Genomic DNA, 16,413 nt, shown 5'->3' on the forward strand with positions numbered 1-16,413 from the left:
CTAGTACACGGACTCGCCGCCATCGGACGGCAGGATCGCACCGTTGATGTTGACGCTGTCGTCGCTCAGCAGGAACGTGATCGACGCCGCCAGTGCCTCCGGGATCGAGATGGGCACGTCGGCCCGCTGGCTGTCGATCCGCTGCTGGCCGAACGTGCTCGTGTTCACCGGCCGCATTCCGGTGAGCGTGCCGCCGGGAGCGACGCTGTTCGTGCGGATCCCGTGAGGCTCGTACATGAAGGCGGTGCTCTTCGTGATGCCGACGACCGCGTTCTTGGACGCGGTGTAGACGAGCCCGGACGAGGAGCCGCGAAGCGCCGCCTCCGAGGCGATGTTCACGATGGATCCGCGGCCGGCCGCCATCATCAGCGGCAGTACTGCGCGTGTGAGCCTGATGACTCCGAACACGTTGACAGCGAAGACCCGCTCGAGCACGGCGTCGCTCACCTCGTGCAGCGGGGCGAAGTCGTCACTCAGCCCGGCGACGTTGGCGAGCGCGTCCACGCGCCCGCCGGCTGCAGCGATGATCGCGGCGACCCCCTCCTCCGACGTGATGTCGCCGGCAACCGGGACGACGTCGTGACCTGCGACCTCCTCAGTGAGTCCGGCCAGTCGGTCGGCTGAGATGTCGACGGCGATGACCCGTCCGCCTTCACGGGCCACTCTCGAGGCGACGGCGCGACCGATCCCGGAGGCCGCGCCCGTCACGATGACGGTCGAGCCCTCGAAGCGTCCGGGAGTGATCTTCTCCACCCAGGCGAGACCCACCGCCTCCTCGTCGGAGGGCACGCGCCCGCCGTTGACTTCCGCGACGAGCGAGTCGGCGAGTCCGGCCGGCGCGTTCGGCGACGATGCGATCAGGCGACCGAGGGTCACCTTTCGCAGCACCCTGAGCGCGTGATCATCCATACCCGCCTGTTCCGCGATGCCGCGGACGATCGCGGCACCCGCGGGGTGATCGAGCCATGCCCCGATGGTGCTGTTGGCGGTCAGGGCGGTCCTGTCGTCGTTCATGCTGTGCTCTTCCACTGTCGAGGTCGGAGGATGTCGGACTCGCGATGGCTCAGGAGCCGAGCGAGATTGCGGTCCGGCCGAGCCAGGCGAGGCTCGGCTTGGGGTGCCGCTCGAAGGTCGTGCGATCGACTGAGATCAGGCCGAAGGTCGGCTCCCAATGCCCCCACTCGAAGTTGTCGAGCAGGCTCCAGTGCAGATAGCCGCGAACGTCGATGCCGTCGTCGACGGCCTCGACGAGGTGCCGGAGAGCCTCCTCCGTGTAGGCGATTCGTCGGGCGTCGTCGGGCGTCGCGATGCCGTTCTCGGTGACGAGGAGCGGGACGCCTCCGCTCACCTCCCAGGCGTGCCGAAGGGCGATGCCGAGCGCGTCCGGGCGGTACGGAGTGCCGACCATGGTGTTCTCGGGGCTCGGCGGGTTGGGCACGAGGCCGTTCGCGTCGATGCCCTGGGTCGAGTAGGCCTGCACACCGAGGAAGTCGTCGCCGCGCGCCGCCTCGAGGAACACGTCCTCGCGGACGAGCTGCTCCTCGGCGTGCCTCGACTCACCGCCGGCCATCGGGTGGAGCGCGAGGTTCGCGACGGTCCAGCCGACCTTCGCGTCAGTCAGCTCGCGGACGATGTCCCGGGCGGCGTGATGCGCCTCGATCAGTCGGCGTGTCGTCTCGGGAGACGGAGACGGCAGTGTGAAGCCGCCCTCCGGCTGGATCGTGGGTGTCTCCATCGGTGGCACCGCATCGGAATTGATCATCCGGCTCATCAGGATCATGAACGAGAACATGTTGGGCTCGTTGATCGTGCAGACCCACTCGACGCCGTCGAGGATCCCGCACACCTCGCGCACGTACGCGCTGAAGCGTTCGATCGCGGTCTCACCCAGCCAGCCTCCCTCCTCGACGAACCAGCGCGGGCTCGTGAAGTGGTGCAGGGTGACGACCGGCGTGAGCCCGAGACCCAGAGCGGTGTCGATCATCCGCCGGTAGTGCGCGAGCTCGGCTCGCGAGAACTGCCCGGGTAGCGGCTCGATCCGCGACCACTCCACGCCGAAGCGGTAGGCGGTGAGCCCTGCGTCGGCGAGCAGGCGCATGTCCTCCTCGTAGCGGTGGTACGAGTCGACACCGTCCCCACTCGCTGCGAAGTGCGGGGAACGCTGCTCGTACACCCACCAGTCGCTGTTCACATTGCCTCCCTCGGTCTGGTGCGGGGCGGTGGAGGCGCCCCAGAGGAAGCCGGGACGGAGTGCTGTCATTTTGCGCTTCCTTCGAGGTCGGGTTCGAGCGGGTACGGCTCAGCGAACCGAGCGGACGCGAAGGACCACGAGCCCGCCGAGGAGCGTGAACACCGCCGCGAGGATGTAGAGCATCGAGTAGTCGCGAGCGCCGTCCGAACCTGCGCCGATCGCGAGGATCACCGAAGCCAGCAGCGGAGCGAGCGCCTGCGGAATGGTGGTCGCGAACTGCGTGAGGTTGACGAAGCGGCCCGCCTCCGTCGCGCGCTCGGGAAGCACATCGAGGAACAGCGCCTGGTCGACGGCCGAGAAGACGCCGATTGCGAGGTTGCCCATGAACGCGCCGACGATGAGGAGCGGCAGGTCGTTGGCGAGGAGCATCACCAGGGAACCGGCGGCGAAGAGGATGCCGGAGCCGAGGACGAAGGCCTTGCGCCGGCGCAGCTTGTCGCTGAGGAAGCCGCCCGCGAAGACTCCGATGATGGTGCCGACGATGCCGAGCAGTCCGACGGTGGCGACGGTGCCGCCGATCTCGTCGACGGGGATGTCGAGTCTCGAGGAGAAGAAGAACGCGGTGTAGGAGGTGTTCAGCGTGAGGCCGAAGAAGAAGAAGAAGCGGCCGAGCCAGTTCCAGGAGAAGTCCGGGTACTTGCGCGGGTTGAAGACGTACTTCGAGAGCACGATCCCGGCGGTGAGTGTCTGCTCGGTCGGGGCGTTCCGGCTGTCGTCCTCTTTCATGAAAGCGACGAAGACCAGGACGAGGACCAGGGCGATCGCGCCGGGTACCAGGAAGAGCAGGAACGGCTGGCTCGCGAGCGTTCCTCCGATGACGGCGCCGAAGACCGGTGCGACCATCGTCGCGAAGCCGGTGATCGCTCCGACCTTGCCGCGCTGGCTCTCGGGGAGCTTGTCGGCCTGGAGCGTGGTGAAGTTGTTGACCGTCTGGCTCCAGCCGATCTGCGCGATGACCCAGCCGATGCCGAGCACCAGCACGTTCGGCGCTGCTGCCATCAAGGTCAGGCCGACGAGGCCGACGAGCGTGCCGATCAGGATCCACGGCCTCCTGCGTCCAAGGCGAGTTCGCGTTCTATCGCTGAGCTGACCGCCGAGGGGCCCGACGAGCAGTGCGGCGAGCGAGCCGACTCCGAGGAGGATGCCGAGGTACTCCTCGTTCCCGGGCGCGAGTGCCTGCACCTGGATGGCGAGCGAGATCGCGATCGGGGTGACGAACGCGAGGTAAGCGCCGAAGAGACCGAGCGCGAGAAGGGTGATCCACCCCGCACTGACCTTCGGCGGCTCGGGGGCGCTTCCGAGGTCGGCCGCGGCCTTCTGCTGGGCGGCGTCCTCCGGGGCGAGGGCCCCCGGGATCGGGAAGGCTCCTCCGCTCGGGAGGGGGTGCTGGGCGTCCTGGTCGTTCATGATGACTCCTTCGTCGTTGGTTCAGTGATCAGTGGTCGTGGTGTGGCGGTCTAAGCAAGGTCGAGCGGGACGGTCGCTGCGGCGGGATCACCCGAGAACGCTGCGGCCTCGACGAGCACTCGGGATGCCGCGGGACTCCATCCGGTCGACGTCCACCGGCGCAGCGGCGCGACCGATCCGGTGATGCGGACGCGTTGCGTCTCGCCCGCACCGACGGCGATGGGGTCGAATCCGAGGAGTACGCGCTCGGGGAAGTCGTCGGCGTCGACCACTCCGTAGAGCTGCACCACGTGCCGCCCCGCCCGGTCGCCGATGTTGATGACATCGACCGTCGCTTGAAACGAGCCCGACTCCTGATCGACAGGTCCCACCTCGAGGTCCCGGATGGCGAATCGTGTGTAGGAGAGGCCGAATCCCAAGGGGTACGCGGCTTCGACGCCATCGCGATCGAGGAGTCGCTGACCGTGCCAGCGGTCGTACACGATGGACGTGGCGGCCACGTCGAAGAAGGGCAGATGCGACTCGTTCCGCGGTATCGAGTAGGGAAGCCGACCGGAGGCGTCCACTTCGCCGAGCATCACGTCCGCGAGTGCATCCCCACCTTCGCTGCCTGCGTACCAGCTGATGAGGATCGTGGGGACGAGGTCCTTCCACTCCTCGATGATCACGGCGCCGGCGGTCACGATCACGACCACCGTCCGCGGGTTCGCCGCGGCGGTCGCTCGGATGATCTCCACGTCGATGGGGCGGATCCTGAGCGACGCCCGGTCACCTCCGGCCGCCGAGCCCATGAGGTTCTCGTTGCGGTCGTCGCCGGTCGGCATCGTGACCCCGGGTGGCAGCGGGGGGAAGACCTCGAGAAGACCTGGAGCAGAGAGCATGGTGTCGCCGAGGTACTCGCCCTCGTCGGCAGCCGTGTAGCCGACGACCACGACGGCGATGTCCGCATCGGCGGCGATGTGCGCGGCGGCGATCGGATCGTCGTCGACGCTGCTGAGGACCATCGTGGTGGGGAAGGCGCGGCGAACACCCTCGAGTGGCGTGATCACCCGTGGCGAGTGCACGTTCGAAGAGCCCTTGTCACCCGTGTTGGCCAGGTCGGCGAGTCGTCCGATCACGGCGATCGACGAGACCGCTGTGCGGTCGATCGGCAGGAGAGGGGCCTCGTCGAGTGCGTCGTTCTGGAGAAGGACCATCGACTCGGCGGCGGCGCGGCGAGACAGTGCACGATGTGCTCGCGAGAAGACGACCGAGAGCTCGGGTTCCGGGTCGAGATCGGAGGCGGCGAAGCGCAGCTGCGTCGCGATGATCCGTCGTGCCGCTCGTCGGACGTCGTTCCACGATGCGCGACCCGCCTCGAGGTCCCCGGGGAGGGCTCTGGCCCTCTGCTGCCGGAACGGCGCTTCGACGTCGAGACCTGCCCGGAGCGACATCGCGGGGTCGCGGAGCCCGAAGATGAAGTCCGAGAGGGTGATGCCCTCGAAGCCCCACTGCTCGCGCAGCACGCCCTCGAGAAGCGCTTCGTTCTGGCCGGCCCACTCGCCGTTCACACTGTTGTAGGAGGTCATGATCCCGGCGACCCCCTCCTCGACGACACGCTTGAAGTGCGGCAGGTAGAGCTCGTGCAGCGCGGCGTCATCGGCTCTCACATCGACTGCGAATCGGGCGTTCTCCATGGAGTTGAGGGCGTAGTGCTTGGCGACCGCCATTCCGTGACGCTGCACCCCGCGTACGAGGGCGGCGCCGAACTCGCCGAGGAGGACGGGATCCTCGCCGTAGGTCTCCTGCGACCGACCCCATGCAGGATGCCGCGGCAGATTGATGCAGACTCCGCCGAAGAAGTTGCCGCCCTGCGCCCGCATCTCAGCACCGATCGCCCGGCCGACCTCCTCCTCGAGGGCGAGGTTCCACGTCGCGCCGCGAGCCATGGACACCGGGAAAGCGGTCGACTCCCCCATCACGACGCCGCGCGGTCCGTCGCTGAAGCGCAGCCCGGGAATGCCCAGGCGCGTGACCTCACCCATCACGATCGGGCGGGCGTTGTACTGCCGACCCATCTCGCTCATGCCCGACCAGAATTCGCTGTCGCCATCCAGCAGGCCGAGCATCTCCTCGTTGGAGAGCTCATCGACCAAGGCCTCGGTCGCGTCGTAGAGCGAAGCGCCGGCGACGACGCGCGTCGTCGCGGCCGCGAAGGCGGTCGGCGCAGAGGCGTCGTCCGCCAGTGCCGGTCGGTCGCTCACGTGATCCTCCTCGAGGCCATGCGGGTCGGGTGCGTTCTGCGGTCGACGCCGGGATTGTCGTGGAGCGCGGCGGACGCCCGCGGTCGTGTCGTGGGCACCATCGGTCAGCGGGCGACGATCGTCGTGACGGCAGGCGCGAGGCCCTCGGCTGAGACGGTGACGGTCACGACACCGGGGCCGGTCGGCCGAATGATCGCGAGAGCGCGGCCGTCGGAGGTCGTGCAGTGATCCGCTGTGAACGGCTCGCTGGTCGAGGTGGCGCCGGTGCCGAGTGCTTCGAGGACTGCAGGGCCGTCCACGGCCAGCATCACGACGTGCGACTCGACGTTGTGCACCGTCCCGGACTCGTCGACGAGTGCGATCGCGAGGAAGGCGAGGTCGGAGCCATCGGCGCGCATGTCCGCACGATCTGCGACGACACTCAACTCGACTCGAGCTCCGGCGGAGCGGAGAGCGGAACGGCCGACCTCTGCTCCGCCGGCTGAGGCCACGGCGACGAGCTCGCCGGGCGCGAACGAGGTCTCGAACACCGCGCGGAACGGCAGCTCTGCGCCGACCTCCGCGACTCCCAGCGAGGAGCCGTCGAGCAGCAGCTCGACCTGCTCGGCGTCGCTGTACACCTCGACCCGGATCGGGCGGCCCTCGAACCCGGGCCAGGACCAGCTGCCGAGCGAGTCGGTCCACGCCCACGGCGTGGCGACGGCGAGCTCCTGCCCGTGGCGCTCAGGGCGGCTCACGGCGATGTACGGCGTCGAGGTGAGTCCGAAGACGATCTCGCGGAAGTAGGAGACGGGCAGGCGCTCCCCCGTGATGTCGATGTCGCCGCAGCCCGCGGTGAGGGCCGGGAAGGCTCCGCTGAAGCCGCTCTGCGCTTCGCCGTCCTCGACGTAGCGGTTGACGCCGATGCCGACCTCGCCGAGGTAGTCCCACCCGGTCCAGGTGAAGTCGCCGATCACGCGGGAATCGGCCTGCACAAGAGCCCAGTTGGCGACGATCGACGACGGCCAGGTCTCGCTGCCGACGATGATCCGATCGGGGAACTGCTCGCGGTCGAGCTCGTAGCGCGCGTCGGCGTAGTTCATCCCGGCGACGTCGAGGACGGCGAACGACTCCTCGGTGCGCTGGGTCGCCTGCTCGGAGGCCTGGATCCGGCCCATCATGGCGCCGAAGCCGGCCATCATCGTGTTCACGCCACCGCCGGGCTGCTCGGCGGCCGCGGAGCGCTGCGCCTTCATCTGCGGCACGATCGTGTCGATCATCGAGACGAAGGGGTTCACCCCGTTGGTCACGTAGCGGGTCGAATCGAGCGAGCGGACTTTCTCCGCGAGACGGCGTCCCCAGATCGAGCCGATCGGCGACCCGGTCTCGGGGATCTCGTTCCCGATGGAGTAGAAGATCACGCTGGGGTGATGGCGGTCCTTCGCGACCATCGCCTCGACGTCGCGCTCCCACCAGGTGGGGAAGTCGAAGGCGTAGTCGTTGTCGGACTTCGCCTGGGTCCACACGTCGAAGGTCTCGTCCATCACGAGCATCCCGAGCCGGTCGCAGGCGTCGAGCAGGGCCGTGCTCATGGGTGCGTGCGAGCTGCGGATCGCGTTGAACCCGGCTTCCTTGAGGATCGCGATCTTCCGTTCCTCTGCGGGACGCATGGACACCACGCCGAGCGGACCGTTGTCGAGATGGATGCAGGCGCCGCGCAGCTTCACGCTCTGGCCGTTGATGCGCAGGCCGTGCGTCGGGTCGAGCTGCAGCGAGCGAATGCCGAAGGTCACGTGCTCGGTGTCGACGATCTCGTCGCCGTCGTGCAGGGTGACGCGGGCGTGGTGCAGTGCTGGGTTCTCGACGCTCCACAGGGCCGGGTCCTCGAGGTGGAGACGGCGGCGGACGGTGCCGGTCGTGCCGGGGAGGAGGGTGATGGGCGAGCCGCTGCTGCCGACGGGAACGCCGGCGTCGTCTCGGAGAGCGACGTCCAGCCGGTAGGTGCGGGTGAGCGGGCCGGCGTTCTCGACGAGGGCCTCGATCTCGACGAGCGCCTCATGAGCGGTGACCTCGGGGGTCGTGATGCGCAGTCCGTCGGGGACGATGCGACCTGTCCGCTTCACGACGAGGTGGACGTCGCGGTAGATGCCGGCGCCGGCGTACCAACGGCTGTCGAGGGAGGTTCGGCACTCGACGCGGATCTCGTTGTCGGCGCCGAACTGCAGGAACGGGTCGATCCGGACGGTGAAGCGCGAGTAGCCGTAGGCGTGCGTGCCGGCGAGGTTCCCGTTCACGAAGACCGCGGCGTCGCGGTAGACGCCGTCGAACTCGAGGAGGACGAGCGACCCGGCGTCCTGCTCCGGCGCCGCGAACGTGCGGCGGTACTCGAAGGCGCCGCCGGGGAAGTAGCCGTTGGTCTCGCCACGCGGTGCATCCTGGCGGCGAGTCTGCCCGATCAAGGCGTCGTGCGGGAGGTGCACGTCCGTCCAGTCGGCACCGCTCGAGCCGCCGAGCTCCGCGAACGCCGTGACCTTCGTGCGGAAGGACCATCCCTGGTTGAAGAGCGACCGGTTCGAACGTGCGGTCATCCGCTGCGCGGCCACTCGATCGTCGTCGCGGGTGGCGGGATCGGTCAGGCTCGTCATCGAGGGCTCCACTTCGTTGCGGGGTAAGCGCGATGGTATCGCGCGTTACGAAGCTAAACACAGCGGGTAACGCGCGTCAACAAGCGTCCTAGAATTGGTGAGCAGCATCGGTCGGCGACGTCAGAAGGGGGAGCCGCGTGATCGTGAAGAGCGAGGACGTCGCCCGGCTCGCGGGAGTCTCGCGCGGCGCCGTGAGCCAGATCCTGAACGGGCGGGGCGAGCGCTTCTCCGCCTCGACCATCGAGCGCGTCAAGGAGGCGGCCCTCGAGCTCGACTACCAGCCTTCAGCCGCCGGCCGTGCCCTCGCCATGGGTTCGAGCGATTTCGTGATCGCCCTCATTCCGAACACCACGTTCGGTGGCAACTTGCAGGACATCTTCGGTGCCGCGACCGAGCAGCTCGCAGAGCAGGGCCTCACCCTCGTCCTTCGGCTTGCAACGACGACGACCGCTGCGCTGGGGCGGTTGGTGGGCAGCATGGCTCCGCGGGCGATCCTCTCGCTGACGCCGTTCTCCGACGAGGAGCGAGAGCTGCTCGAGCGCCGAGGGGTGCGCGCGTTCGACCCCCACCTCGCGTCCGAGGATCAGTTCGACCGCGAGATCGGCCGCCTTCAGGCACGCCATCTGATCGAGCGGGGCAGCACCCGCCTCGCGGTCGCTCGCCTTCAGGACGCGCGGCAGGACCCGTTCGGGCAGGGCCGCGAGGAGGGCGTCCGCGAGGAGTGCCGCCGTGCCGGCCTCGCCGATCCTGATGTGGTGCACCTCGGGGTCGATCTGGAGCAGGCGGTCGCCGCGCTCGACAGTCTGAATCCTCCCGGGATCGGGATCGCCTGCTACAACGACGACATCGCGACATGCCTGCTCTCGGCCGCCAGCATCCGGTCGCTCGAGGTCCCCGAGCAGGTCTCGATCATCGGCATGGACTGCACCCCGCTCTCTCAGGTCACCGTGCCCCGGCTGACGACGATCTCCTACGACGTCACCGCGCCGACGAAGAACATGATCGCCAACTTCCTCTCGGTCCTCGGCGAGACGCCGGCTCCGGACGGCCCGGTCAACGCCCTCGAGCTCGAGCTGGTGGTCGGCGGCACGACCTGACCGGGCGACTCTGAGGGACTGCGTTCAGTGGCCGACGACGAGCTTGAACCCCGCGGTCGCAACTCCCGCCGTCGCCAGTGCCACACCGGTGCCCACCGTGCGCCACGAACTCTGAGTGCCGCGGAGGTGGCCGATCGTGAAGCCGAGAAGCAGGAACCTCGTCACTACGGAGAGTGCGGCGAGCGAGAAAGCCGCAGTACTGCCGAGAAGCCCAGCGACCGCGGCGATCAGGAGCACCACGGGTATCGCGCCCGAGCTGAGCACGGGCAGACCGTCGCGCAGCGAGTGCCGAAGTGCCGCCCGGTCAGGCCGATGATTCGTCCGGATCCGTGTCGCGTACGACTCCGCGACGACATGGGCGATGAACGTCGAAACCACTGTGCCGATCAGCAAGAGCAGGTTCTCGGCGGTGCCTGCTTCGGCGGGACCGATGACCGCCAGGGTGCCTAGGACGACGATATTGCCGTAGATGTAGGCCTGGGCGCGGGCGGCAGCGGTGTCGACATCGATCGAGCCGCCTTTCGCGGCCTGGACCACTTCATCACCGACCGCAGGGTTCTGATCCATCGGTTCTCTCCTTCAGACGGTGATGCACCGGGATCAGCGGACCTCGGCCAGGTTCAGGTCGACGCGGACGGTCAATCGAAGAGCGCCGATACGTCGGCATCGACCGGCTCGACGACAACCTGACGCGCCGAGAGCGAGCCGAGAAGCTCGGTCGCCTGGGAAACGGCGTCGCTCGAGATCTCGAACACCACGGCGGACTCGCCGAGCTGAATTGTCTCGCCGAGCTCCTGCAGCTGCGAATTCTTGAAGCCGACGTCACGGAGGCGACTGGCAAGAATCCCGACACCACTTCCCGCCAGGACACCGAGCGGTCCGCCGATGAGGCCGATGGCCCCGCCGACGAGAGCGCCGCGCCCCGCACCCCAGTCCTTGGTCTCGGTGAACGTGGGCGTACCGTCGGCCTTGACGTGGAGGACTGCGGTGTTGGCGATCTTCTCGGGGGCGGCACCGACGACCGCCGCGGCGGCTCGCGCTGCACCGTCCGGTGTAGCGAAGGCCGCGGCGAGGATGGTTCGGGTGGGGGCTGTTGCGGTCATGATGTGCTCCTCGGTCAGGCCCTGCGCTTGTCGCCGGGCGATGTAGGTCCACTCTCCCGGGTCGCCATCGCGCTGCCGTCCTGCTTCAGGAGCGGCCTGTGTAGTCCATCCGCAGTAGGTGCAACGAGCCCACCAGTGGCGATGGTCAGCGTGAAGGCTGCGCTTCCGGTCGCCATGGGCGGCTCAGGGGTGATGTGCCCGTGCCGAGCTGGTGTTCGCTGCCGGCTACGCCGACCGCCTCGCGGTTCCCCTGGACCGTCGCGCCGGCCGACGCGAGCGAGTGTGTCGACGGTTCAGCGGTTTCTCGGCGTCACCGCGAGGGAGGCGTGTCGAACGCGGTTCCCAGCAACTGCTGGATCTCCATCAGGTTCTGACCCGTGAGCCGTCGGATTGCGTCCTCGACCGCCGCGCCGAGGTCGAACGTCGGGTCCGAGATCCAGAACTGGTTGAGGCCGTCCCACACTGCGATCACCTGACGGGCGGTGATGCGAGGGTCCGCGGCAGGGTGAGCGAGGCCACTCCGCTGGCTGTGCTCGATGAGGTGCGCGAACACCTCGACCAGCCTGGCGTTGCGCACGGCGAAGTACTCGGCAGCCGGATGCTCCGGTGACGCCGCTGCGCCCCTCAGCACAGTGAGGAGCCGAAACCGGGGATCGGCGGAGTCGGGGTTCGGCAGTCGACGGAAGGCGCGGGCGTCGATGACGGTGTCGTCCAGGTCCAGCTGGGATTTCGCGCCCTGCTCCTCCTCGATCGCTCCCAGGGCGGCGACGAGCAGGTGGTCCTTCGAGGGGAAGTGGTAGAGCACTGTGGTCTCGCTCACCCCCGAGCGCTGGGAGACCAGCGCCGTCGTCACGCCTTCGTGGCCGAGCTCGTCGACGAGCGCCACCACCGCGGCGACGATCGTCTCGCGGCGCTTCCGCGTCGAGGCGTACGGTCCGCGCTTCGTCGGTGCAGTCGAGGTCACATGATCAGCCTAGGCGAGGACAATCTGAGTAAGTTCCAGTTTTCGGCAGTGGGAAGCGCGACTGATCGCTTGATTCTCGTTCCAACACTGTGATTCACTCTGTTTTCAGATCCGGCGCCGCGAGACGCCGTCCCTCCCGATCTCCGCGCTCCTCCTCCGAAGGACCCCCGATGACGACGACGTCACGACCGACCAGCGCCCGCGCCACCCGCAGAGCCGACCGACGAAACGACCCCGACCGACTCTCCGCCGCGGCGGGCCTGGCGTGGACCACCACAGGGCTCTCCGGAGCGGTCAACTACCTCTTCCTGGCGATGTGGGTGTTCTACGGCACCGACGTCCTCGGCCTGAATCCGGCCGTCCTCGGCACGCTCGCCCTGGTGAGCAAGCTCCTCGAGGCGGCGGTCGTCGTCCTCGCCGGATGGCTCATCGACCGCACCCCCGAGACCCGCTGGGGTAAGGCCCGGCCCTATGAGCTCGCGATCATCGGGGTCTGGATCTCGACCTGGTTCCTCTTCTCGACCCCCGATCTCCCCGACGCCGGCAAGACCGCATGGCTCTTCGTCTGGCTCCTCCTGGCCAATGTCGTCTTCACCTCCCTCCTCGGAGCGAACGACTACCTCTACCTCGCCCGCGCATTCAACTCCCGCCTCCTCGTCGCCAAGGTCGCCACCCGCACCGGCTTCTTCACGACCGTCGGAGTCGTCGCCTTCAACGTCGCCCTGCCGCTCTTCATCGCCCAGGCGGGCACGAGCACCTCGGCGTGGTCGATGCTCGCGCTCTTCCTAGCGATCCCGCTGGCCCTCATCGGACTCGGCCGCTTCCTCTTCTTCAAGGAGAAGTACCAGACCGAGGCCGCGGACGCCCCGAAGGTCACCTTCCGCGACATCCGCGAGGTTCTCGTCTCGAACCGCTACATCTGGATCGTCGCCGGCATCAGCTTCGTCGGAGCCCTCGCCGGTGGGACCGGGATAGCCGTCTACTACTTCAAGTACGTCGTCGGCGACATCTCCCTGATGAGCCTCACCGGTCTCGTGCCCGTGCTGATCCTCCCGCTGATGCTGTTCTTCCCCCGTCTGATGAAGCGCTTCGCCATCAGCACGATCATCACGGCTGGAGCCGTCTGCGGAGTCCTCGCCGGGGTCCTCATGATCGTCGCGAACGGGAACCTGGCGGTGATCCTCCTCTCCAGCGCGCTGAGCGGCCTCGGGACCCTCCCCATCACCTTCCTCCTCCAGGTGCTCGTCATCGACAACGCCAGTTACAACCAGTGGAGCGGCCGCCGACGGCTCGAGAGCACGATGGGCGCGATCACGGCATTCGCCGTCCGGCTCGGCGGTGGTCTCGGCGGCGCGGCCACCGGCTGGGTCCTGGGCGTCGTCGGCTACGACGGCACGGCCGCGGCGCAGACGCCGGAGGCGCTCACCGGCATCGTCCTTCTCGCCGGCGCGTTCCCCGCGGTGCTCTGGATCGGTGTCGCCCTCGCCATGCGCCCCTACCGGACCTTCGAAAAGCTGCTCCCCACCATCACCGCGGGCCTCGCTGTGATCACCCCCGACCCGAAGGATCACCGATGACTGCCCCTTCCCCTGTCACCGCCGACTCACTCGCCGGACGACCGCTCGACCGCGACCCCGTGGACGGCGCCTTCGCCCTGCCCTACGTCGACATCGACGAGTGGCGCGACGAACCGGTGCGCCACCGCTACCTGCACGGTGGGTTCCACGACAGCGACACGCGCTTCTCGATCTACCTCCCGACCGCCGATCAGTTCCAGGGACGCTTCTTCCAGCACGTCACCCCTGTCCCGCAGAGCGAGAATCTCGCACAGCAGCGCCTCGACGACGAGAACCCGATCCCCTTCACGCTCGCCAGCGGCGGCTACTACCTCGAGACCAACAGCGGCGGTCCTGCTGCATCGGGTGGTCCGATGTCCAGCGTGGACCCGACGATCGGCGCCTATCGCGCCAACGCGGCCGTCGCCCGGCTCTCGCGTCGACTCGCGAGCGCGGTCTTCGGCGAGCAGCGCGTCTTCGGCTACCTCTACGGCGGGAGCGGCGGCGGCTACCGCACGATCGGCGCCTCCGAGAACACCGACGGCGTCTGGGACGGCTTCGTGCCCTACGTCATCGGCAGCCCGATGGCGATCCCGAACGTCTTCGCCGTCCGCATGCATGCTCAGCGGATCCTCCGCGATGTGCTCCCCCGAATCGTGGACGCCTACGACGCCGGCGGGGATCCGACTGAGCTGGAGCTCACCGACGAGGAGCGCGCGACCCTGGACGAGGTGACCCGCATGGGCTTCCCGCTCCGCTCCTGGTTCGGCTGGGAGACCATGGGGATGCACGCGTTCGGCGTCCTCTACCCCGGGATCATGGCCGCCGACCCGAGCTACGCCACCGACTTCTGGAGCGCGGAGGGCTACCTCGGCAGCGACCCGGACGCCTCCGTGCACCGCGACCGCATCCGGCTCGACACCACCGTCGTCGAGCTGCTCACCGCCGACCCCGACGCGGCGACCGTCACGGGAGGTGTCGACGAGTCGTACAAAGCCACCGTCTCCGGTGACCGCTCGGTCATCGGCGTACGGCTCGCGGACGTACCCAGCGGCTGGACTCTGGGCGCCGAGCTCGTGATCCGCTCCGGCCACTCGACCGGTCGTGTGCTGCGCGTCGCCGGCGTCGACGGCGACGAGGTGCTCCTTGAGCCGGGCCAGGGCGACGCCGTCCTCGCTGTCGGTGACGCGGTGACCCTCGATAACTCGAACTTCCTCGCTGCTCAGACCTACCACCGCCACCAGGTTCCGTCCGCTGACTACCTCGTCTGGGATCAGTTCCGAGACGCCGACGGCGAGCCTGCCCTCCCCCAGCGCCCCCTGCTGCTCGGTCCGCTCTTCGCGCAGGGCGCCTCCGGCACCGTCCCGACCGGGCGCATCAGCAGCCGGATGATCGTGGTCGCCTCCCTCCTCGACCGTGAGGCCTTCCCGTGGCAGGCCGACTGGTACCGCTCTCGCGTCGCGGAGTTCCTCGGCGACGCCGCAGACGACCGCTTCCGCCTCTGGTACACCGACAACGCGCTGCACGGCGACGAGAGCGGCGTCCAGGAGCACGAAACGCTGACGGTCAGCTACGCCGGCGCCCTGCAGGCCGCTCTTCGACAGCTGAGCGCCTGGGTCGAGGAGGGCGTGGAGCCGTCGCCGTCGACCGTTTACGAGGTCGTCGACGGCCAGGTAGAGGTGGCCGTCGACGATGCTTTGCGCGGTGGCGTCCAGCCCACGGTGACCGCCACGGTCGGCGGTGCCGATCGGGTCGAGGTGCGCGTTGGCGAGGCGGTCGACGTCCATTTCACCGCCGAGGCGACCACCGCCGGCGGCCTGATCGTTGCCGTGGCGACGGATCTCACCGGAGCAGGCCACTTCCATGCGGCCGAGCGGGTCTTTCCCGAGCGGAAGATCGACGACGTCCGACAGTGCGCATTCGACGACGCTGGAACCTATTTCCTCGCCATCCGCGTCACTGCACAGACCACCGGAGATGCAGACGATCCCTATGCGCGCGTCGACAACATCGCCCGAGTCAGGGTGGTCGTCCGCGCCGATTAAGCGCTGCGAACGTGCAAAGCCTGCTGCTGCACGCGAAAGCGGATCCGCCGTGCCTCGCCGACGACGTCTCCATCCACCTCGACCGGTACCGGCACAGAACTGCGGATGTCGATCTCCCGGCCGTGCACGTGCGGCATGCGTCGACTACCGCGCTGGTCGTGGGCGGCGACGCTCCAGAGGGTAGACAGCCAGTCCAACGGGGTTCGCTGCAGAAGGACGACAGCGTCGAGCCGGCCGTCGTCGCAGGCCGCCTCCGGCAGCAACGACAGTCCCATCGTCAACGATCCATGATTACCGACGACGATGCCGTGTGACTGCGCAGCGTGACGAGTGACTCCATCGACCGACACCGTCGTTTCGACCATCGGGTCTCGGCTGGCGAGTGCACCTGAGAGGACGTACGCGGCGGAGCCTAGCCTCCGCTTGAGCGCCGATGACGCACCCGCCATCGTCGCCGCATCGAAGCCCGCGCCACCCATCACGAGGAAGGCGTAATCCTCGAGCAATCGCCCGTCACCGTGACGGTCGATCCGCGCCCAGCCGACGTCCATCGCCTGGTCCGTACCGTGCACGGCGATGTGCACTGCCACGTCGACCTCGTTCCGCGGGATCCCGAGATTGCGGGCTAGAAGGTTGCCGGTCCCGATCGGAAGGAGCGCGAGGGCGACGCCCGTTCCCGCGAGCTCCTGACCGACCGTGCGGATCGTGCCGTCCCCGCCGGCCACGAGGACGAGATCAGCGCCACGTCGAATAGCTTCATGAGCCTGCGCGGCTCCCGTCGAATCCGCCGAGGTGGGCAGCCAGAACGGGGCGACCAGGCCGCGGGCGATGAAGGCACGATCGACGGCGGCGCGGAACCGACCGAGGGATCCCCCGTCGAACTTGGCCGCATTCACGATCACAGCTGCTACAGCGACCGGCGGGCGGGGGGCCAAGGGCAGCGTGGTCCGCAGAGAGCCGCTGACGAGAGCGCTGGTGGTCATGACCTCAGCCTCGCGGGACCCGTCTCTTCGGACGTCGTACGTTGAGCGCGGCCCGTCTACTGCAGATGAAGCAGGCTCCGGAAGCCGCCACTCGGCATCCGGAGGCGTGAAGAGGGGGTCAGCACCACCGGTGCCGACCC

At 68.4% G+C, this 16,413-nt stretch carries 12 protein-coding genes; 3 read left to right on the forward strand and 9 right to left on the reverse strand.

The genetic code is table 11. The features are described from left to right. The 5 genes from HQQ86_RS12070 to HQQ86_RS12090 all read right to left on the reverse strand — a co-directional run bounded on the left by HQQ86_RS12070 (nt 1) and on the right by HQQ86_RS12090 (nt 8,525). Nucleotides 1-1,014 (reverse strand): SDR family NAD(P)-dependent oxidoreductase, encoded by a 1,014-nt coding sequence (locus tag HQQ86_RS12070; protein ID WP_173288337.1) that lies wholly within the window; start codon nt 1,012-1,014, stop codon nt 1-3. Nucleotides 1,015-1,063: 49 nt separating this feature from the next. Then, nucleotides 1,064-2,260, reverse strand: coding sequence for a glycoside hydrolase family 1 protein (locus HQQ86_RS12075; protein WP_173288339.1), 1,197 nt, complete (start codon nt 2,258-2,260; stop codon nt 1,064-1,066). Nucleotides 2,261-2,299: 39 nt separating this feature from the next. Next, a complete protein-coding gene (locus tag HQQ86_RS12080) occupies nt 2,300-3,658 on the reverse strand; it encodes an MFS transporter (protein WP_173288341.1) in 1,359 nt (452 codons plus the stop codon). A 50-nt stretch (nt 3,659-3,708) separates the two neighbouring features. Further along, nucleotides 3,709-5,901 (reverse strand): glycoside hydrolase family 3 C-terminal domain-containing protein, encoded by a 2,193-nt coding sequence (locus HQQ86_RS12085; protein ID WP_367948630.1) that lies wholly within the window; start codon nt 5,899-5,901, stop codon nt 3,709-3,711. A 104-nt stretch (nt 5,902-6,005) separates the two neighbouring features. Further along, entirely contained in the window at nt 6,006-8,525 is a 2,520-nt protein-coding gene (locus HQQ86_RS12090) for a glycoside hydrolase family 2 TIM barrel-domain containing protein (RefSeq protein WP_216845334.1), read from the reverse strand. A 137-nt stretch (nt 8,526-8,662) separates the two neighbouring features. Between HQQ86_RS12090 and HQQ86_RS22050 the strand changes: the two genes are divergently transcribed. Next, complete coding sequence (locus tag HQQ86_RS22050) at nt 8,663-9,622, forward strand: LacI family DNA-binding transcriptional regulator (RefSeq protein ID WP_173231076.1); 960 nt, start codon at nt 8,663-8,665, stop codon at nt 9,620-9,622. A 24-nt stretch (nt 9,623-9,646) separates the two neighbouring features. Here HQQ86_RS22050 and HQQ86_RS12100 read toward each other — a convergent pair whose 3' ends face one another. From HQQ86_RS12100 to HQQ86_RS22055, 3 genes are all read right to left on the reverse strand, one after another. Next, nucleotides 9,647-10,189 carry a hypothetical protein gene (locus HQQ86_RS12100; protein ID WP_173288343.1) on the reverse strand — a complete coding sequence of 181 codons (543 nt, stop codon included), beginning with the start codon at nt 10,187-10,189 and terminating at the stop codon, nt 9,647-9,649. A gap of 71 nt (nt 10,190-10,260) precedes the next feature. Then, nucleotides 10,261-10,725 carry a DUF1269 domain-containing protein gene (locus HQQ86_RS12105; RefSeq protein ID WP_173288345.1) on the reverse strand — a complete coding sequence of 155 codons (465 nt, stop codon included), beginning with the start codon at nt 10,723-10,725 and terminating at the stop codon, nt 10,261-10,263. A gap of 310 nt (nt 10,726-11,035) precedes the next feature. Beyond that, on the reverse strand, nt 11,036-11,614 hold the full coding sequence (locus HQQ86_RS22055) for a TetR family transcriptional regulator (protein ID WP_367948631.1): 579 nt from the start codon (nt 11,612-11,614) through the stop codon (nt 11,036-11,038). Nucleotides 11,615-11,859: 245 nt separating this feature from the next. On the opposite strand from HQQ86_RS22055, the gene HQQ86_RS12115 reads away from it, so the two are divergent. Together HQQ86_RS12115 and HQQ86_RS12120 are read left to right on the forward strand one after the other, a co-directional pair. Next, complete coding sequence (locus HQQ86_RS12115) at nt 11,860-13,266, forward strand: MFS transporter (RefSeq protein WP_173288349.1); 1,407 nt, start codon at nt 11,860-11,862, stop codon at nt 13,264-13,266. Then, a complete protein-coding gene (locus HQQ86_RS12120) occupies nt 13,263-15,290 on the forward strand; it encodes a hypothetical protein (protein WP_216845335.1) in 2,028 nt (675 codons plus the stop codon). The genes HQQ86_RS12115 and HQQ86_RS12120 overlap by 4 nt, the downstream gene beginning before the upstream one ends. Here the strand turns inward: HQQ86_RS12120 and HQQ86_RS12125 are convergent. Beyond that, nucleotides 15,287-16,273 (reverse strand): diacylglycerol kinase family protein, encoded by a 987-nt coding sequence (locus HQQ86_RS12125; protein WP_173288351.1) that lies wholly within the window; start codon nt 16,271-16,273, stop codon nt 15,287-15,289. The genes HQQ86_RS12120 and HQQ86_RS12125 overlap by 4 nt on opposite strands. Between the last annotated feature and the right edge of the window lie 140 nt (nt 16,274-16,413).

This window comes from Rathayibacter sp. VKM Ac-2857, assembly GCF_013205025.1.
GTDB lineage: Bacteria > Actinomycetota > Actinomycetes > Actinomycetales > Microbacteriaceae > Rathayibacter.